Here is an 18872-nt window from a genome sequence, read left to right as displayed (position 1 = left end):
CAACGAATTGATGCAACACATGGGAGCGCACCCTCAGTAGGAGATCTTTTTTGTGTCTTCGCGCCATGCCTGCATGGGAAGCGCAGCACCGGCAACTTCCATGTGTGTCATGGGAAGCGAACGGTCGGAGACTGGCCGCGAAAGTTCATCGTAAAAAAACTGGTCGTCGAAACCGATCGCCGCCGCATCGGCTCGGGTATTGGCGAAGTAGACGTGTTCGATACGAGCCCAGTACGTGGCCGCCAGACACATTGGGCAGGGCTCACAAGAGCTGTACAGCACACAGCCGTCGAGAGAAAAAGAGCCGAGGGATTTTGCCGCGGCCCGGATCGCAACAACCTCGGCATGAGCGGTGGGGTCATGGCTCGAAAGCACGCGATTCCAGCCCTCGGCAATTACCTCCCCCCGCCGGGCCACCACGGCACCAAAGGGGCCTCCGTCCCCCAGGCGCATCCCTTCCTGGGACAAAGCGATCGCTTGTTCCATCAATTCTCGATGTTCCATCGCCTGAGCGTTACACGTAGACCTGGACGAATCAATCGCACAGTGCTCTGCAGCGGCAGCGACGATCTTCGGATAGCGTTTCGGCGGGGGTAGAGAGCCGTGTCTCGATTTTTTGAACAGGCGATGCTGACAATTCTTCTGGTCGCCAGCTCATTTTGCTCGACGGCGTGTTCGAATCTGGCTGCCGACCGATCCCTGCCCGCGAGCGAGGAACAAGAGCCCGCCGGCGCTGTGGTCGCCCGGATCGACGGCCAACCCATCCATTTGCGAGAACTCGATCGATGGCTGAAGGACGACTGGCTTCGCAAAATTGGGAAGGACCCGGCTGAACTCTACCAGTTGCACCGGGCTGGCCTCGAGGGCGTCATCGGGGACAGACTGATCGACCGCGCCGCCGCCAGTGAGGGACTCTCTGCCGACGCATATCTCGACAAGGAGACCGCGGCCCTGGGGCTCGTGACGAACGACGAAGTCGACAAATTCTACGAGCGATACAGGGATCGCATCACCCCCGTCGAATCTCTCGAGCAGCTGCGCCCCAAGATCCGAAAGTTTCTGGTATCGGACGATTCCGTTCGCGTGGTCACCGCGCTGCGCCGCGAGGCCGATATCGAAATCCTGCTGATCCAACCGCCGCCTCCACCCGTCGAGCGGTATCGCGTTCCAGCGGGGGGCGCATCGCGCGGTCCGGCGGATGCTCCGGTCACGATCGTCGAGTTCAGCGACTACCAATGTGGGTACTGCCAACGCGCGGAAGCGACCCTACGTGAACTCGACCAGCTCTTCCCTGGAAAGCTCCGCTTCGTCTACCGGCACCTCCCCTTGGATTTTCACAAAAACGCTCTGCCGGCCGCGAAAGCCGCAGTTTGCGCCGAACGACAATCGCGCTTCTGGGACTACCACGATCTCCTGTTTGCCAATCAGCGTTCTCTTTTCGCCGCAAATCTGTTGCAGTACGCGGAACAAATTGGACTGGATTCGGCGGCCTTCCAGACCTGCCTCGAAGCCGATGGCACTCGCCAACGGATCGAAGAGGACGTAGCGGCCGCAGTGGCACTGGGGGCCAGGGCAACCCCAACCTTCTTCATCAACGGAATCTTGTTGCACGGCGCCCAGGATCTTCAGACATTTCAAAGCATTGTCGAGCGGGAACTCGCCGCGACGGATCACGCCACCCAATGAGGGGTCGGACCCTCCCCGCCAGACTGGCTTGACCCCGAGAGGTTCGAACGGCACATTCCCCTCTGGTTGGACAACTAAGGGGACGTCGGCATGTTTGGTTTGGGACCGTTGGAACTCGGAATCATCCTGGCAATCGTCGTCGTGCTCTTCGGCGCGAAGCGCCTGCCCGAACTCGGCTCGGGGATCGGCAAGGCGATCAAGAATTTCAAGAGCGGGATGTCGGGCCAAGACGAGATCGACGTGACGCCCGAAAAAGAAAGCGTCGAAGAAGGCGAGACCAAGCCCTAGGGAGCTTGCAGCGACTCCGGTTGCGGCTCTGGCCCCGCATCGCTCAGCGAGACTTCAACGCTGTCCGGAACCGCCAGCTCGGTCGGCGGTTCTGACTTCACTGTCCGGATTTGAAAATGCGAAGCCTCTTCCGGCAGCGCGACAAACGCCGCCGCAAAGGTGGCCGATTGTCCGGGACCAATTTCCTGCATCGCCAACGCTTGCGAAGCAATCAGTTGGCTCTCTTGCAGTTCGTCGACCGTCATTTCGCGCAGCAGGTTGAGTGCAACGTCGCGACCGGCAAAGGCGGGGGGCGCATCGAGCACGCGACCGTCCGCTCCGAGCAGGTTCACGTACACCGTGTGATGCAGCGCCCTGGCAGCGTTGCCGGGGTTGACGAGATCGCCGGTGACCACGTAGAGGGTTCCGGCCCGAGCGGTCTCCAAAAACTGTCCGCGAATGTTGGCGACCCGCATCTCTCCGACGCTGACGAACGCGGGGGCGCTCACGCTCCGATCGACCGATCCCGTGACACCGAGGAAGACCCCCGCCGCCAGCAGGCCGAGAATCGCGACCCAGGCCAGAGCGGAGGCAATCGCCACAATTCCGCTGGCGGGGCGGTGGCCGTCGATTCTCTTCCAGTCATTCGGTGCTTCGCGTTCTACAGGTTGCGTGTGTTCGGCGGATGTGGCGGTTTCGGGGAGCGTGTTCGTCGGCGCAGGAGGCTCCGCCGACTTTGCGCCGGGAGCCTTCGCGTCCGCATCGCCGAAGAAGTCCCATTCTTCGGGATTATCTGAGATTTCTACCTGGCTTGCGGCCGGTGTCGCGGCCGGTGTCGCGGCCGGCGGCTCGTCGGAATCGATCAAATTGGAAAAATCGTCTACCGAGCCAAAGGCCTCTTCGCGCGCTCCCGCGATACCGAGTTCGGGCTGCGATGCTTTCTCGATTTCGACCGCGGCGGGGACCGGGGGCGGGGGCGTTTCGATCGACATGTTCGAGGCGATCAGGTCGTCGGCGCCCATTTCCATCGAGTTCGAAAGCGTGCCGGCTGGCGCTTCTTCCGATTCGAAGGAGCTGGCCGCAATGGAGGCGCTCGCCTCCGGATCGGTCGTAAACGAGCGGTCGTGATCTAGATCGATCGAACCGACGTCCTGGAAATCATCCTCGAAGTCACTGGCGTCGAACTCTCCGCTATTCTCGCCGCCAGCCAAGCCGACTTCAGAAACGTCATCTTCTGAAAATTCATCTTCAGGATCGTCCTCTGCTGGCTCGTCCTCATCCAACTCGGGCGGATCTTCGTTGAATTCCCAGTTGTCATCGTCTTCGTAGTCGCCGAATTCATCTTCATCGTCGGACGCAACGCTCGTAGCCGGAGTTTCCGACTGCGGCGCGATCGGCAAATCCTGGGTGCTGCCGGGGGGTGCCAGTCCTTCGTGCGCGACGGCCTCTTCGACCACCGCCTCGACTGCGTTCACCTGGCTCTGTGAAGGATGCTGGAGGAAGAAGGCGTTCTTGCAGCGCGAGCAACGCACCCGAATCCCGTCGTCGGGAATCCGCGCCGAATCGAGCTGAAATCTCGTCCCACATTTCTTGCATTCAACGACCAAGGCATTCTCCCCAGCTTCGGTACACATTCCGCTGGTTCACGTGGGTGTTTCGGACGGACTCGCGCACCGCTTGAGCGCCGCGAGAACGGACCGGCCCCGGGCGCCCCGATTCTCCCTCAATCCGCCGCAGCTCTCCGTTTCTTTGAATCGCGGAAGCGGTGCAGGCTCGTTTGGGGCTGATCTATGATCGTACAGCGGTAATGTGCTGCGAGACTTCCCCTGGTTCGAACCGGAAGGCAAAAGATGCCGGAAACTCCTCAGCGACCCCTGCTCGATTGCAGGCTGATCGTCGTGACTGGAAAGGGCGGCTGCGGAAAGACCACCGTGGCGGCCGCCACTGCCCTGGCCGCCGCGGAGAGTGGTCGTCGTGTCGCCCTCATCGAACTGGGCCGGGACGAGCATCTCCACCGCCTGCTCGATCCCGATTCCCGGCCGGTCGGCTATGCGGGTCGCGAACTTCAGCCCTCGCTCTGGGTCTTCCACATCGACCCCTTCGAGGCCCTGGCGGAATACCTCAGCATGCAGATCGGCCTCGAGTCGCTGGTGAAACGAAGTCTGCGACATGCCACCTTCCACCAGCTGCTCGCGGCCGCCCCCGGTTGGCGAGAACTCGTGATCCTGGGAAAAATCGATCAGCTCGAGAGGCTCGGCCGAGATCGCGCTCGCCCCGAATACGATTTGATCGTGGTCGACGCTCCGGCCAGCGGCCACGGTCTGACGTTTCTCGACGTGCCGCGCGTGGTTCAGTCGGCGATCAAATCCGGCCCCCTGCGCCGCCGCGCCCGAGACATCGAGGCATTGCTTCAGGATTCGGATCGAACCCGTCTGCTGCCCGTGACCCTAGCCGAGGAACTCCCGGTGCGAGAGACTGTCGAACTCGTCGCGCGGGCGAGCAACGACCTGGGTGTGCCTCTCGATCGCGTCGTGGTCAACCGCGTGGTCCCCGCCCCCTTTGCGAAGGAGTTCGACGATCTGGAAGCCCGAATCGAAGCATTGCCAGCCGGGACGACGTTCGGATCCCTGCCCGCTCCGCGTGTGCTCGCCCACTGCTGCGCTGCGCGACGCGCCCGCTTTGAACTCAACCACGCCTACGTCTCCGAACTGGCCGAGCGGATCGCGCTTCCGATCGTTCCACTGTCCGACATCCCCGGCAGTATCGAAGCTCCGCGAGACCTCTTGCGGCTCGGACGCGAACTGCTGCGCAAATCGGGAAGCCGAGCGTGATGCCCCCTCGAAACCCCGCAGACCTCATCCGCGAGCGCAGCATTGTCGTATGCGTCGGAACCGGCGGGGTAGGGAAAACAACAGTGGCCGCGGCTCTGGCCCTGGCCGCGGCACGCATGGGACGCAAGACCCTGGTGCTGACCATTGATCCCGCCAAACGACTGGCCGACGCGATGGGGATTCGCGAACTGGGAAACGAACCCCAGCGAGTCCAGCTTCGCGAGGACGAATCCGAATTCGAGCTCTACGCCATGATGCTCGACACCAAGCGCACCTTCGATGCCGTGATCGCGCGCTTCGCCCCCGACGATGCTTCTCATCGCAGAATTCTCGACAACCCGATCTACCAGCACGTTTCCGGGGCGCTCGCCGGGAGCGGCGAATACGCGGCGATGGAAAAGGTTCTGGAAATGTCCGAATCGGGGCGCTTTGACCTCGTGGTCGTCGATACGCCACCGGCGCAACACCTGCTGGACTTTCTCGACGCACCCAAGCGACTGGTCGAGTTTCTCGACAGCCGTCTTGTCCGGTTGCTGGTGCATCCCGCGGTGACAGCGGGTCGCTTCGGTGTGCGCTTGTTTCAGCGACCGGTTCAGGGGGTGCTGCAACTCGTCGAACGCTTGACGGGCGTGGGTTTTCTCGAGGACCTCGCGGCTTTCTTGAAGGCGATCGACGACATGTCGGACGGATTCAAACAGCGGGCCAACCGAATCCAGAAAACCCTGTTGGGAAGCGATGCGGCTTTTGTCCTGGTCGCGGGGCCCGGCCGGGAATCCAGTTACAACGCCGAGCTGTTTCTCGAACACCTCGACGAAGCCCACGCCTCCGTGCAGGGAGTCGTGATCAACCGAATGCACCTGTGGCCCGGGTCGCAGCCGCCGCCGCGGGATCTCGCTGCGGGGAGAGTCGCCCGACGAGACCTCGAGCAGCTCGCGACCGCACTGGGCGATCCGGCCGCAGCCGAGGCAGCCGCCGCTGCGACCAGCGAATACGCGCACGAAGCACTCCGCGACTACGAAAACACCCGGGTCCTGTGTGGCCGTGCAGAGCGGAGCGGCTGTTTTTTTCGCATGGTGCCGGAACAGTCCCGGGACATAAGCGACCTCGAGGGTCTCAGCCAGATCGCCAGCGAATTGTTGATCGGCAGCGAGGTCGCCACATGAGCGCAGACTCAAAACGGAAACAAAGAGACGGCAAGCGTGAGAAGCGCGAAACCGACGGGTCCGTCCGACAGGCCATCGAACGCGCCGCGCACCACGCGGGGCTTGCGCTTGCCGAAGGCGTGGCGAGCGCCCGGGCGCTGCTCGACGCCGCCAGCATCGGCATGAGCGGCGAGTCGGCACAGACGCATCCACATCTCTCCGAATTCGCGCAGGCCCTGGATCAAATGACCGAGGCGCTTTCGGGAGCGACGTCCTCCCCGAATAACGCAGCCCTCTCCGCTCTGCTCGAGGCTCTCGATGCCGAGATTTCGCGCTGGGATGTTCGCTCTCGGGCGGACGATGATGCCCGCGCGGTCCTGCGCGCATTTCTCGGCCTGCGCGAATTTTTATGGGAGTTGGGCGTTCGGCCCCAGACCGCCGGGAGCGACCGGGCGTCTGCCGAGGGCGACGAGCCCTGCTCCGAAGCGAACGAGGCAGCTCCTGCAGCAGAGAAGAAGTCGCCTGACGAGTGTGTGCAGAGGACGCCAAGGGTGCAGCGCATCAAGATCGAGGGGTAGGCTCCGACCCCCTGCGCGTGCTAGTTTGACAGCTTGCAGCGGAGCCGCGGACCGCCTGGGTCCTCTCCGCGAAACCCGAGATTCCACGCCGAGTTTGGCCGAGACAGATCGAGAAACACCATGTCGATTTTGATCAAACGCTACGCCAACCGGAAGCTCTACAACACCAAATCAAGCCGCTATATCACGCTGAAGGGAATCGCCGAACTACTCGACGAAGGCGAAGAAGTTCGCGTCATCGACAACGAGACCGGCGATGACATCACTTCGATCGCGCTTTCCCAGATCCTGGTCGATTCGAAGCGTTCCAACAGTCCCCCTCCTTCGAGCTTGCTCTCACAGATCATGGAACGCGGCGGCGACGCCCTGTACGACGTGCTGAAAAAAGGCGTGGGTGACGCCAGCGAAAACTTGGAAGAGATCCAGGACCGTTTTCGGCGCATCATCCAGGGACCCCATTCGGAAGCGCGGCCCGACGGGGACAAAGATGCCCAATCGCAGCAGGAAAACGCTTCGGGCGGAGAGCGGCGCGGCTTGGGAGATTGGATTGCCTATGCATCTCCGGACCTCGACGCCGCGGTCCAAAGCGCCGTCGAACGCGTCTTCAAGCTTCTCGACCTGCCCCGACGCAAAGACGTAGAGGCGCTCAATCAAAACCTCGAACGCGTGGCTCAAGCCGTGCGCGATCTCGAAAAAGCTTTTGCCAATTCGCCGAGCCAACAACCGGCCCGAGATGAAGGGCGGGGAGATTCGGCGCAGGAGCGCTAGCGGCCTGCTAACAGGCTGCTAGAGCCAAGTCGAGGATCGCGCTTCGAGTCCGCGTTCAACCAGGCGTTGGACTTCTTCGCGCAGTGCCTCCGTGAGATGGGAGACGGAGACATCGTCGTTGGCCGCGTCAGGTTCCAGTTCGAGCAACGAGATGGGTTCGCCGATCGTGATCACCCACTTGGACGGCAGCGGTAGCAGGCCGAGTGGCCCGAGCAGCGGAAAGGTCGGCGTGATGGGCAATACTGGCAGGCCGAGATCCCGGGATGCCAGTCTTCCCAGGGTAGACGTGTCGCCGAGCCGCGGGTAAGCCTCTTCTGCGCCGACGATGCCCACCGGAACCAGTGGAATTCGATTTTCGATCGCCGCTCGAATCGCGCCACCCCGTCCGAAGCGACCCACCTGGTAGCGATCGCGAAAGGAACGCGCCGCGCCGCGCGCGCCTTCGGGAAAAACGACTACTGAATGGCCTCGGGAGATCAGCTGATCGAGGTTCTCGCGGCAGGCCCGTACCCCGCCTACCCGAGCCAGCTGTGCCTGGGCAAACGGGAGTCGCAACAGCTCGTCTTCGACCAGGAATCGCGGCCGCTCGAGTTGCACAGGACTTCGATCAATTGCGTGGGACAGCATCATCCCGTCCCAGGGCAGCAGCCCCGAGCGGTTGGAAACGAACAGCACGGGGCCCTTGCTCGGAAGCGACTCATCTCCCGTCAGTTGGACGCGCCAGTAGCGTTCATAGAGGAAATCGAATAGTGGCTGGAGTCGTTTGAGATAATCCGCCTCCATGCCAAAGTCATCCACCCCGGGGTATTGCTCGACCATGCCGAGGATGCCGACCCACCGGCGCAACTCATCGAACAACGCTCCCCACTCGGTCCCGCTGCCGGCTTTTCGCTGCGGGTCGGGCGCGCGACGCTGCTGGGAGCGAATCTCGTCTCCCAAGCCGGTGAGTGCCTTTCGCAGTTGCTCGATCTGTGGAGCCGCATGCTGGCTTCGCTCGTCTCGCTGAAATCCTGTGGGTCGCGCAGAGTCGTCGGGAGTCATCTTCCTCGAATCCTCGGGCTAACGCGCACTTCCTATCGATAGTGCTGCAGTCTCCGGGAACTCACCATCGCAGACCAGGCTTCCTGGCTCGTGTAGGCGAGCGGGCCGAATTCTGTCCGAAGGCGTTCTCCAGACGCGACCCATATGTATTTCAGGTAGTCGTAAAATCCGTCCTCAGAATCAGCGCTGCTGAGGGCAATCGGCGCTCCCGGGATACGGGAGAGCAATATCCTGGGAAGTGAGACATTGCGTTTGCCCGCCAGGCGGAGATACCCCGAAAGCGGCAGTACGCCCTCGCCCACTACGTTGAAGACTCCCGGATGAGACTCGAAAATCGCCGCCTCGAGCACCGCCAGCAAATCATCTTCGTGCACGAACTGCAGCAGCGGGTCGTAACCCAGGAGCGTGGGGACCCACTGCGCCTCGAAGAAACGCACGATGGGATCGACGAATTGCGGCCCCATGATCCAACAGTGACGCAATACGGTGACGCTGCAAGCGGGCGTCGATTTGCGGTAGCGTTCGACAGCGCGCTCGACCTGCACTCGATTCGAAATCCAGTGCGCGCCGGCGTGACCGCGGAGCGGTGCGTCTTCGCAGAGTTGATGGGCGTTCTCGAGACGCGGGCCGTAGCACATGGTGGTAGAGGGAATGACGAGCTTGCCGACGTTGGCCTCGGCACAGGCGTTCAAAATTTCCAGGCTGCCCGAAACCTCGATCTCGTGATCGGCATCGCGATTTGCGCTCGGCACTTCCTTGAACGCCAGATGGACGACCACATCGACCTGTTCCTTGCAGAGAATTTCCGCGATGTGCGCGCCGATCCCCGGCTGGGTCAAATCCACTCGATGAAAATGGATCAGCGGCGCGGGATTCGGCGGATCGTGGGAGTCCAGGCCGACAATCCGCAGCGGACCTGGACGCGCCGCCAGCCGGTCGATCAGCCGTCGGCCGAAGTAGGTGTCGATCCCTGTAAAGGCAATGCTGCGCGGTGGTTCCACGGGCCTGTCTCTCCCGTCCCCAGGAGCATTCGAGACTAGTCCCTCGACGCTCTCCTTCTGTCAGATACCATCCCTTGCCATGGACGTCACGCGACGAATCGGCGTGATCGAAGACCCTCGATTTCAGACCCATACGGCCCCGGATGGCCATCCGGAAGCCGCCGCCCGAATGGTCGCGGTGGGACAGGCCTTGAGCGCTTGGGAGAAGCGCTCGCCGGGCTCGATCGAGCGCATCGAGCCCCGCCTCGCGAGCGACGAGGAAATCCTCAGCGTCCACACCCTCGACCATCTGCACCGGGTCGAGGCGGCGGTCGCTCGGGCTCCGACGCACCTGGACGCCGATACTTTCGTGTCAGCCGAGAGCTTGAACGTCGCCCTGCTTGCGGCCGGGAGCTGTGTGGATTTGGCCATGCATGTGGCTCGAGCTGAACTGGATTCTGGTTTTGCGGCCTTGCGCCCCCCCGGCCACCACGCGGAATCCGATCGCGCGATGGGCTTCTGCCTCTTCAACAGCGTCGCGATCACGGCGCGCGCACTTCAGCAAGTCGCTGGAATTGAAAAGGTTTTAATCCTCGACTGGGATGTCCACCACGGCAACGGCAGCCAGCACAGCTTCGAAGACGATCCCTCGGTCCTCTACATGTCTACCCATCAGTTTCCCTTCTACCCGGGCACTGGTGCTGCCGGAGAGGTGGGGATCGACCGGGGACGCGGTGCGACCGTGAACATCCCCATGCCACCGGGCTGTGGAGACTACGAATACATCGGCGTCCTCACGCGTTTGTTCGCGCCGATCGCGATCGAGTTCGATCCGGACTTCATCCTGATTTCCTGCGGCTTCGACGCCCATCAAGCAGACCCCCTCGGATCGATGCAGCTCAGTGCAGCGGGCTTTCTGGGCATGACCCAGATCGTCAGAGAAGTGGCGGAAACCGTCTGTGGAGGCAGAATCGTGTACATCCTCGAGGGTGGGTACTCCGCGTCGGGTCTCTTTGAAGGAACCACAGCGGTGCTGGAAGGGATGCTCGCAGCCGATCTCGAACGCGCGACGCCGCCCCCCGCAGCGGCGCCCAGGGAAGGAAGCAACTTGAACCAGATCGCCTCCCTGGTTTCGCAGGCACATTCCGAGACCTACTCGAGCATCAGCCCGAGCCGCAGTGTTCACTCGTAGCGGAGCACCCTTCGGAAAATGACCGAATTCAGTAGTCTAAATGTTGTGTATCGTGGCGAGACATCGTTTGACGCAGAAGTTTTTTTAAGAAAGTGGATCAAAGTAGATTCAAAGGGTTACAAAGTGGTTTCAAGTGGCTTAAGGTGGGGTCCGCATCACGGAGGTAGCGAACTGACGGAGTAGGAATCCCAACATGTTTCGTGGCCGGCACGATCACACTATAGACGCAAAGGGACGGCTCAAAATCCCGACCGGCTTTCGAAACGAAATCCTGCGACGCAGCGAGAAACCTCCGATTTTGACGAACTACAAGAACTACCTGGCGCTCTATCCCTACGAGGACTGGCTAGTGATTGAGCAAAACCTGCAGGCAAAGTCGAGACTCCAACCCGACGTCATAGCGTACACACGCTTCGTGATTTCCGGGTCGACCGAATGCCCCATCGACAGCCAGGGACGTATTCTCGTGCCGCCCTCAATGCGGTCGCACGCCATGCTCAAGAGCAAGGTCACGATCGCAGGCGTACTCGACTGCATCGAGATCTGGGACACACAACTCTTTGAAACAACAAAGCTCGAAACAATGAGCCGGCTCGAGGAGATTCAGCTCTCGGTGGACGGAAGTCCTCCGAGCTAGGGAAACACAGGTGGGGGACAGGAAGAGCTCGCTCTTCCTGTAGAGAGGCTGGGGTGTCCTGGGACACCCATCGTGATTTGGCGTGGTTACTGGGGGGTACGCGCCATTTCACGGGTGACCCAGGGCCCCCAGCACCTCTCCACCCGGAAACAGGTTTTCCCCAATCCCGGTGCAGGCGGGAGGCAAGCGGCTCTCGTAATGACTGACTTCGAACACCGCCCCGTTCTCCTCGACGAAAGCCTCCACCAACTCAATCTCACCCCGGGTGCAACGATCGTGGACGGAACCCTCGGTGGCGGGGGGCACGCCGGTGCGATCCTCGAACGGACCTCACCCGACGGAATCCTGATCGGCCTGGACCTCGACCCCGAAGCGCGCAACGCGGCCCGGGCTCGGCTCGCTCGCTTTGGCGAACGGCTGCGGACAGTGCCGGCCTCGTTTCGCAAGCTCGAAATTGTCCTCGAGGAACTCGAAATCGACCATGTCGACGGCGTGTTGTTCGATCTCGGCGTCTCTTCCCATCAGCTCGACTCCACGACCCGCGGCTTTCGCTTTTCACACGACGCATCTCCGCTGGACATGCGCATGGACCCGGAGTCGGGCAATACCGCCGAGCAGCTGCTGAGAACCGCCAGCGCCGAGCAGCTGCAAAACTGGTTTCAGAACTACGGCGAGCTTCCCGGCTCCAAGCGCCTGGCCCAGGCCATCGTCGAAACCCGCAAGGACGCGCCGATCAAGACCAGCGCCGATCTTCTGCGGGTGATCCAGCAAGCTCGAATCGGTCGGGGGCGCTCGCACAACCCGGCCACTTTAGTTTTTCAGGCCCTACGCATCGCGGTCAACGATGAGCTGGGTGCATTGCGCGACGGCCTGGATGCAGCAATACGGGTCCTCCGACCTGGGGGTCGCCTGGTGGTGATCGCGTACCACTCTCTCGAAGATCGCATTGTGAAGCACTCTATGCGCGTGGCGGCAAAGGGATGCACCTGTCCACCTGCCACGCCGATTTGCATTTGTGGCGGGAGGATCACGTTGCGCGTCATCACCAGGCGACCCATTCAACCCAAAGCCTCTGAGATCCAGATCAACCCTCGCGCGCGCTCGGGTAAATTGCGCGCGGCAGAGCGCATTGGGGAAGCGGCATGAACATCGCCGATCCCATCAGCGCCTGGATGCGCGCCGTGGCCGGGCTCAACCGGAGCGATACCGGGCACTCGAACCGTCTCGACTTGATCGGAGTCGACATGGCCCGATGGAGCGAGACCCGGCGAAATCAAACTCTCGTACCCGCGATTGCCGCGGTTGTGATCGCGGCACTATTTCTGGTGGGCTTGAGGATGGACGTCGTGCGCATGAGCTACGCCAGCGCCCAGGCCGTCAGCCTCGAGCAAGAATTGCTCGATGAAAAACGCAACATCACTGTCCAACTCCTGCGCCTGCGCGAGCCCAAATTGCTGAGCGAGCGAGCGGCGGCGCTGGGTTTTGCAAAGCCCGACCGCGTGATCACGCTTTCGACGCGATTCGACTTCGATGCAGCCCCGGTGGGCGCTGAGCCTCGACCATGAGAGGGGCAGAATTGGGGGCCGCCGGTCGCAGGGTCGCCTTGCTCCGGGTCGTCTTTCTCGCGCTCTTCGTCGTACTCGCCGCCCGCGCTGCCCACCTCACGGTGGTCACCAGCCGCGGTGAAATTCGCGCCAAGGGACAGCTCGAAGGCGTGATCGTGCTGCCCGCGATGCGCGGCCAGATCGTGGATCGCAACGGGATCGAACTGGCCCTCACCCTGCACGCGCCGTCCATTTACGTGCGACCGCGCGACTTCGACGGAAATCGAGCGAATCTCGCCGCGCTGGCCAGGGCCATGGGCAGCAAGACCAGCAGCCTCGCTCGCCGCTTGCAAGAACGCGAACGCTTCACCTTTGTCGGCCGTTGGGTCAGCGAGAAGGTCGCCGAGCGGGTCAAGGCGCTCAACCTGCCCGGGGTTGGCATCGTGCTCGAACCGCGACGCGCCTACCCGGCCGACGAACTCGCGGGGTCCGTCCTCGGATTCGCAAACATCGATGGCGAGGGAGTTCGCGGCATCGAACAACAAGAAGACCAATGGCTGCGCGGCACTCCGATCCGCACCCCGGTCGAACGAGACGCCCGGGGACAATTGATGACGCGCGAATCCATTGCACCCCTTTCCTCTTCCGGGGGCGACGTCGCCCTGACGATCGACCTGGCCATGCAGGCCGAGGCGGAAACGGCCCTGCGCAACGCGATCAAGAAGAGCGGTGCAAAGGGCGGCTGTGTCATCACCTACGATCCACTCAGTGGAGAAATCCTGGCGCTGGCCGAAGCTCCAGGCTTCAGCCCGAACGACTTTCGTACGGTCAAGTACAGCGAAACGCGCTCGCCGGCCTTTCAGGATGCGGTTGAGCCGGGTTCAGTGCTCAAGGCGTTTTTGGTCGCTGCCGCACTGGACGCCGGTGCGATCGGCCCGGAACAGCGCATCGACACGGGTGACGGGAGTATGAAAATTCCGGGCATGACGATCCGCGATCATCGGCCCTATGGCGTGATCGATCCGACCGGGGTGCTCAAATTTTCGAGCAACGTCGGTGCGGTTCAAATTGCTGTACTGCTCGGGCGCGAGGAATATCATCGGGCGCTGCTGCGCTTCGGATTTGGGAAGAAAACCGGAAGCGGCTTCCCCAGCGAATCCAGTGGCCTGCTGCGAGCCTGGCAGGACTGGAAACCCGTCGATCAAGCAACCGCGGCCTACGGACAGGGACTCGGAGTGACGGCGATTCAACTGGTCGCCGCCATGGGCGTACTCGCCGGAGATGGAATGCTGCGCACCCCACATCTGGTGTCGGCGCGGCGGGAGGCGGGGGGGAAATGGCGGAGTGTGGCGAACCATAAGCCGAAACCGGTAATCAGCCGAGCGGTGGCGACCCGGACCCTGAAGATGCTCGAATCCGTGGTGAGCGCAGAGGGAACCGGTCGCAAAGCTGCACTCAGAGGCGTGCGGGTCGCGGGCAAGACCGGCACGGCCCAGAAGCTCGACACCAAGCGAGGCCGATACTCGAAGACCCGTTACACCGCCTGGTTCATGGGTGCCGTTCCGGCCGACGATCCGAAGCTGGTCATCGTCGTGATGCTCGACGAACCCAAGGGGCGCGCCCACGGTGGAGGCGACGTGGCGGCGCCACTGTTCGCAAGCGTTGCCGCCGGCCAACTCGCTCGACTTGGAATCGTCACACGCCCCGAACCCATTCCGGCCCTGCGCCGAGTGAAGACGATTCCGGAAATGCTCGCCAAGTCCAAGGCTAAGTCCAAGACTATGTTCAAGCCAAAGGCGGCCAAGCCCAAGTCCAAGACCGTCACCGCGAGCCGAGCGAAGATCGAGCCCGCGCGAGCGCCGACTGCAAGGCCAGCTGCGGTATCGGCGCCTCCGAAGCGCGCACTCGCGACACAACAGAGCGACGATCCCGTCTTGATACCCAACTTCCGCGGCGAAACCCTCGAGTCGGTTCGCCGAATGGCGGCCCACAACAAACTCAACCTCGAGATCAGGGGAACCGGTCTCGCGATCGATCAGCGCCCCACTCCGGGCACCATTGTGATGGGCTCTCAGCGGCAGGTTCTCGTATCGTTCAGCAATGGGGGCCGCGAAAGCTGATGCAGCTATCGAACCTGCTCGCAGCCCTGCCGGACGAACTCGCGACCTCCCAGCAGTTTGGCGCCGAAGCCGAACGCGACCCGTTGATTCGCGGCATTACCTACGACTCCCGCAAGGTTTCCCCGGGCGATCTGTTCATCGCGCTGCGCGGCAGCGTGAGCGACGGCCACGACTACCTCGAACGCGCCATTGCCCTGGGTGCGGTGGCGCTCCTGCTAGAAGCCGCCCCGGACAAAAAGCTCCCTGCAGGCTGCACCGCGGCTGTGGTTCCCGATACCCGACGGGCCCTGGCGCACATCGCCACGCGATTCTTCGGCGAACCCAGCAAGGAAGTCACACTGATCGGCATTACCGGAACCAACGGCAAGACCAGCACGAGTTACCTGGTGGAGTCGATCCTCGCCAAAGCCCACAAATGCACCGGCCTGATCGGAACTGTCGAGGTGCGCTTTGCAGGGGTTGCACAACCCGCAGTCAACACCACGCCCGAGAGCCTCGACCTCCAGAGCATCCTGCGCCGCATGCGCACCCAAAACGTGGACAGCGTCGTGATGGAGGTTTCCTCTCACGGGCTCAAACTCGAACGAGTTTGCGGTTGCGAGTTCCAGGTCGCGGCCATCACGAACGTCACCCAGGACCATCTCGACTTTCATGGCGACATGGAATCGTATCTCTCGTCCAAGTTGTTGCTCTTTGGACGCTATCTCGCGAGGGATGGCACGGCGGTGGTCAACCTGGACGATGCGAGCGCGTCACGGTTCATAGACGCCGCGCGCGCTGGTGGGGCCCGAGTGATCCAGGTTACGCGCAATCTGGATCTCAACGCCGAAGTAAAGCTGTTGAACGCTGACGTCACGCTCTCGGGAAGCCACGTTCAGCTCGCACTGCCTTCGGGAGTTTGCGATTTTGAGTTGCCATTGGTCGGTGACTTCAATCTCGAAAACCTGCTCGTCGCGTGTGGCATCTGCGTGGCACTCGACATCGCACCGGAGATCATCGCCGAGGGAGTTGCCGCCTGCCCCCAGGTTCCCGGCCGCATGGAAGTCGTGGGCGCAGAGCTTGCGAACGCGCCGACCGTGATCGTCGACTATGCCCATACACCGGACGCAGTGGAAAAGTTGTTGACCGCGATTCGACCCCTTTCGGAGGGTCGCCTGATCACCGTCTTCGGCTGCGGTGGCGACCGCGACCGCAGCAAGCGCCCTTTGATGGCCGAGGCAGTGGCGCGCCACAGCGACCGTACCCTCGCGACCAGCGACAATCCGCGCACCGAGGACCCGCTGGCCATTCTCAACGACGTCGAAAAGGGCCTCGGCCAACTCGACCGCGTCGAGCCCGAAGCGCTGGACGCGAACGAGCGATCCTATGCCGTGGTTTCCGACCGCCGCGAAGCGATCGCTTACGCGATGTCGATTGCTCGTCCCGAAGACACCGTCATTCTGGCGGGCAAGGGACATGAGGACTACCAGATTATCGGCAGTACAAAGCTGCCCTTCGACGACCGCGAAGAAGCGCGCAGCGCGCTCCGCAAGTGGGAGACTGCATGAGCACTCGCTACACCGCTGCCGACGTTGTGACCTGGTGCGGAGGCACGCTATTGCAAGGATCGCCCGACGCCCCGCTGTCGGGACTGTCGATCGATTCCCGCAGCATCGAGTCCGGACAGCTATTCGCAGCGATCGTCGGCCCCAATCACGATGCCCACGGATACCTCTCCCAGGCGATCGGCGCCGGCGCCGGCGGACTTCTCGTCGAAGCGGGTCGCGAGGCCAACTGGGGCAATGCGAGCGACCTGCCCGTCATTGCGGTTCCGAACACCACTCGCGGCATCGGAGATCTCGCAGCGGGTCATCGGCGCGGCTTCAATGGCACGCTGGTCGCCTTGACGGGCAGCAGCGGAAAGACCACGACCAAGGAGATGACCGCGTCCGTGCTCGAAAGCGAGGGCCCGTGTCTCAAAAACCGAGGCAATCTGAACAACGACTACGGCGTCCCCTTGACCTTGCTGTCCCGGGAAGAAACGCACCTGCGCGCGGTGATCGAAATGGGCATGAACCATCGAGGTGAAATTGCGCGACTCGCCGAAATTGCCCAACCCGACATCGGGCTCGTCATCAATATCGGGACGGCACACATCGAATACCTCGGCAGCCAGGCGGAGATCGCCGCAGAAAAGGGAGATCTCTTCGCCGCCCTGCCTGCAGAGGGTCGTGCCGTTGCCAATTGGGACGACGCCAACGTGCGCCAGCAGTCCCAGCGCGCAGCGTGTGATGTCGTGTCCTTTGGCATGGATCCCGAAGCCATGGTGCGCGCCGAAGATGTGCGATTTGATCCCGAGGGACTCTTTCACTTCACGCTGGCTACCCATCGAGGAATTGCGGAGGCTCGCGTCTGCGGTCTCGGCAGTACGACCGTGATCAACGCGCTGGCCGCAGCAGCCACGGGCATTGCTTGTGGCCTCGAACCCTCGGCCGTGGCCCGGGGACTCGCAGACTACCGCGGCATCGAGGGACGTATGAGCAAGAAGTCATTGCACGGCAACGTCACCTTGATCGACGACTCCTACAACGCAAATCCTCAGTCGATGAACGCGGCGATCAAGAGCCTCGCCGATCTCCGGGGCAGCGGCCGCGCCGTCGCAGTTCTGGGTGAGATGGCCGAATTGGGCGATGCCGCAGAACAAGCCCATCACGATGCGGGCAAACTGATCTACCAAGCGGGGGTCGCAATGCTCCTCACCGTGGGAGAGGGCGCGCAGGGCATCGCCAAAGGTGCGGTATCCGCCGGCATGCCGATCCAACATGTCCACTGCTGCGGTACCCATGAAGCGGCCGTCAGCATCCTTACAAGTTCGTCACAAGAAGGCGATTGGATTCTCGTCAAGGGTTCCCGCGCCTCCAAAATGAATCGAGTCGTCGAGATGCTCGCCAACGAGGAGTCAAGCTAAATGTTGTATCACCTCCTCTATCCACTCGCCGACGTGTACGGCGGCTTCAACGTCGTGCGCTACATCACCTTCCGCACCGCTGCGGCAACGCTGACATCGCTGTTCATCTGCTTTGTGATCGGCCCCTGGCTGATCCGAAGGCTCGCAGCGCTTCGCGTCGGCCAACCCATCCGAGAGATCGGACCGGATCATCAATCCAAGGAAGGCACGCCGACCATGGGCGGGCTGCTGATCCTGTTCTCGATACTCGTCTCCGTACTGCTCTGGAGCGAACTCGACAATCGAATGGTCTGGATCCTGATCTCACTCACCGGGGGCTACGCGATCCTCGGTTTCATCGACGACTACAAAAAAGTGAAGCATGGCAGCAGTGCCGGAGTCTCCGCGCGCATGAAGATCGTCTGGCAGGTGGTCCTCGCACTCGGCGTCGCAGTAGCGATCTATACCGACCCGAACTTCGACAAGGAAATCGCGGTGCCGTTCTTCAAGAACTTCACCCCGAACCTCGGCATCTTCTACGTACCGCTGGCGGTCTTCATCATCGTAGCCACAAGCAACGGCGTCAATCTCACCGACGGACTCGACGGTCTGGCCATCGGGCCCGTGATGATCACCGCGGCGACCTTTCTGATGCTTTCCTATGCCGCCGGCCACGCGGGGATCGCCGAGTATTTGAACATCAAGCACGTCTCCGGTGCCGGGCAGCTCGCGATCTTCTGCGGTGCCATGGTTGGGGGCGGACTCGGTTTCTTGTGGTTCAACACGTCTCCGGCGGAACTCTTCATGGGCGATGTCGGCTCCCTGGCTCTCGGAGGCGCACTCGGAACCATCGCAGTATTAATCCGTCAGGAGATCTTGTTGGCGGTGGTGGGAGGCATCTTTGTCGTGGAGACCATCTCCGTGATCATTCAGGTGGCCTCGTTCCAGCTCACCGGGAAGCGTGTCTTTCTGATGGCACCGATCCACCACCACTTCGAGAAACTCGGCTGGGCGGAACAAAAGATTGTAGTTCGCTTCTGGATCATCTCGATCATTCTCGCGCTGGTAGCGCTTTCGTCGCTCAAGCTCCGCTGAACTGGCGGGCAAGTTCGACGTGGATGATCCGGGACGATTCCGGAGTGATGGACTGCTTTGCGCGG

At 62.1% G+C, this 18872-nt stretch carries 18 protein-coding genes; 14 read left to right on the top strand and 4 right to left on the bottom strand.

Features of this window, described 5'->3' with window-relative positions; translation table 11 throughout:
• Positions 1-33: 33 nt before the first annotated feature.
• Positions 34-504, bottom strand: coding sequence for a nucleoside deaminase (locus IH881_02970; GenBank protein ID MCH7866631.1), 471 nt, complete (start codon positions 502-504; stop codon positions 34-36).
• Positions 505-603: 99 nt separating this feature from the next.
• Between IH881_02970 and IH881_02965 the strand changes: the two genes are divergently transcribed.
• Positions 604-1686, top strand: coding sequence for a thioredoxin domain-containing protein (locus IH881_02965; protein ID MCH7866630.1), 1083 nt, complete (start codon positions 604-606; stop codon positions 1684-1686).
• 90 nt (positions 1687-1776) lie between these two features.
• Positions 1777-1974 (top strand): twin-arginine translocase TatA/TatE family subunit, encoded by a 198-nt coding sequence (locus IH881_02960; protein ID MCH7866629.1) that lies wholly within the window; start codon positions 1777-1779, stop codon positions 1972-1974.
• Here IH881_02960 and IH881_02955 read toward each other — a convergent pair.
• A complete protein-coding gene (locus IH881_02955; GenBank protein MCH7866628.1) occupies positions 1971-3560 on the bottom strand; it encodes a zinc-ribbon domain-containing protein in 1590 nt (529 codons plus the stop codon). The two genes, IH881_02960 and IH881_02955, sit on opposite strands and share 4 nt — an antisense overlap.
• A gap of 243 nt (positions 3561-3803) precedes the next feature.
• Here IH881_02955 and IH881_02950 point away from each other — a divergent pair, with 243 nt between their 5' ends.
• The 4 genes from IH881_02950 (at position 3804) to IH881_02935 (ending at position 7272) form a co-directional block, all read left to right on the top strand.
• Positions 3804-4784 (top strand): ArsA family ATPase, encoded by a 981-nt coding sequence (locus IH881_02950; GenBank protein MCH7866627.1) that lies wholly within the window; start codon positions 3804-3806, stop codon positions 4782-4784.
• Positions 4781-5947 (top strand): ArsA family ATPase, encoded by a 1167-nt coding sequence (locus IH881_02945; GenBank protein ID MCH7866626.1) that lies wholly within the window; start codon positions 4781-4783, stop codon positions 5945-5947. Before IH881_02950 ends, IH881_02945 begins: the two co-directional genes overlap by 4 nt.
• Entirely contained in the window at positions 5944-6504 is a 561-nt protein-coding gene (locus IH881_02940) for a hypothetical protein (GenBank protein ID MCH7866625.1), read from the top strand. Before IH881_02945 ends, IH881_02940 begins: the two co-directional genes overlap by 4 nt.
• Positions 6505-6624: 120 nt before the next feature.
• Positions 6625-7272, top strand: a complete 648-nt coding sequence (locus tag IH881_02935; protein MCH7866624.1) for a hypothetical protein — start codon at positions 6625-6627, stop codon at positions 7270-7272.
• An 18-nt stretch (positions 7273-7290) separates the two neighbouring features.
• Here IH881_02935 and IH881_02930 read toward each other — a convergent pair whose 3' ends face one another.
• Positions 7291-8313, bottom strand: a complete 1023-nt coding sequence (locus IH881_02930) for an acyltransferase family protein (GenBank protein MCH7866623.1) — start codon at positions 8311-8313, stop codon at positions 7291-7293.
• A gap of 32 nt (positions 8314-8345) precedes the next feature.
• Positions 8346-9314 (bottom strand): NAD-dependent epimerase/dehydratase family protein, encoded by a 969-nt coding sequence (locus IH881_02925; GenBank protein ID MCH7866622.1) that lies wholly within the window; start codon positions 9312-9314, stop codon positions 8346-8348.
• 79 nt (positions 9315-9393) lie between these two features.
• On the opposite strand from IH881_02925, the gene IH881_02920 reads away from it, so the two are divergent.
• The 8 genes from IH881_02920 to IH881_02885 all read left to right on the top strand — a co-directional run bounded on the left by IH881_02920 (position 9394) and on the right by IH881_02885 (position 18807).
• Complete coding sequence (locus IH881_02920) at positions 9394-10485, top strand: histone deacetylase (protein MCH7866621.1); 1092 nt, start codon at positions 9394-9396, stop codon at positions 10483-10485.
• Positions 10486-10678: 193 nt separating this feature from the next.
• Positions 10679-11122 carry a division/cell wall cluster transcriptional repressor MraZ gene (gene mraZ / locus IH881_02915; GenBank protein ID MCH7866620.1) on the top strand — a complete coding sequence of 148 codons (444 nt, stop codon included), beginning with the start codon at positions 10679-10681 and terminating at the stop codon, positions 11120-11122.
• 198 nt (positions 11123-11320) lie between these two features.
• Positions 11321-12268 carry a 16S rRNA (cytosine(1402)-N(4))-methyltransferase RsmH gene (gene rsmH, locus IH881_02910; protein ID MCH7866619.1) on the top strand — a complete coding sequence of 316 codons (948 nt, stop codon included), beginning with the start codon at positions 11321-11323 and terminating at the stop codon, positions 12266-12268.
• The gene (locus tag IH881_02905) at positions 12265-12687 is read left to right on the top strand and encodes a hypothetical protein (protein MCH7866618.1); all 423 of its coding nucleotides are present in this window, start codon (positions 12265-12267) and stop codon (positions 12685-12687) included. The genes rsmH and IH881_02905 overlap by 4 nt, the downstream gene beginning before the upstream one ends.
• Positions 12684-14786, top strand: coding sequence for a penicillin-binding protein 2 (locus IH881_02900; protein MCH7866617.1), 2103 nt, complete (start codon positions 12684-12686; stop codon positions 14784-14786). Before IH881_02905 ends, IH881_02900 begins: the two co-directional genes overlap by 4 nt.
• Positions 14786-16333, top strand: coding sequence for a UDP-N-acetylmuramoyl-L-alanyl-D-glutamate--2,6-diaminopimelate ligase (locus IH881_02895; GenBank protein ID MCH7866616.1), 1548 nt, complete (start codon positions 14786-14788; stop codon positions 16331-16333). Before IH881_02900 ends, IH881_02895 begins: the two co-directional genes overlap by 1 nt.
• Entirely contained in the window at positions 16330-17733 is a 1404-nt protein-coding gene (locus IH881_02890; protein ID MCH7866615.1) for a UDP-N-acetylmuramoyl-tripeptide--D-alanyl-D-alanine ligase, read from the top strand. Before IH881_02895 ends, IH881_02890 begins: the two co-directional genes overlap by 4 nt.
• On the top strand, positions 17734-18807 hold the full coding sequence (locus IH881_02885; GenBank protein MCH7866614.1) for a phospho-N-acetylmuramoyl-pentapeptide-transferase: 1074 nt from the start codon (positions 17734-17736) through the stop codon (positions 18805-18807).
• Positions 18808-18872: the final 65 nt, after the last annotated feature.

Source organism: Myxococcales bacterium (genome assembly GCA_022563535.1).
In the GTDB taxonomy this organism is placed as follows: domain Bacteria; phylum Myxococcota_A; class UBA9160; order UBA9160; family UBA4427; genus DUBZ01.
The sequence above is the reverse complement of the archived record's forward strand: the minus strand, read 5'-3'. Positions and strand labels throughout refer to the sequence as shown.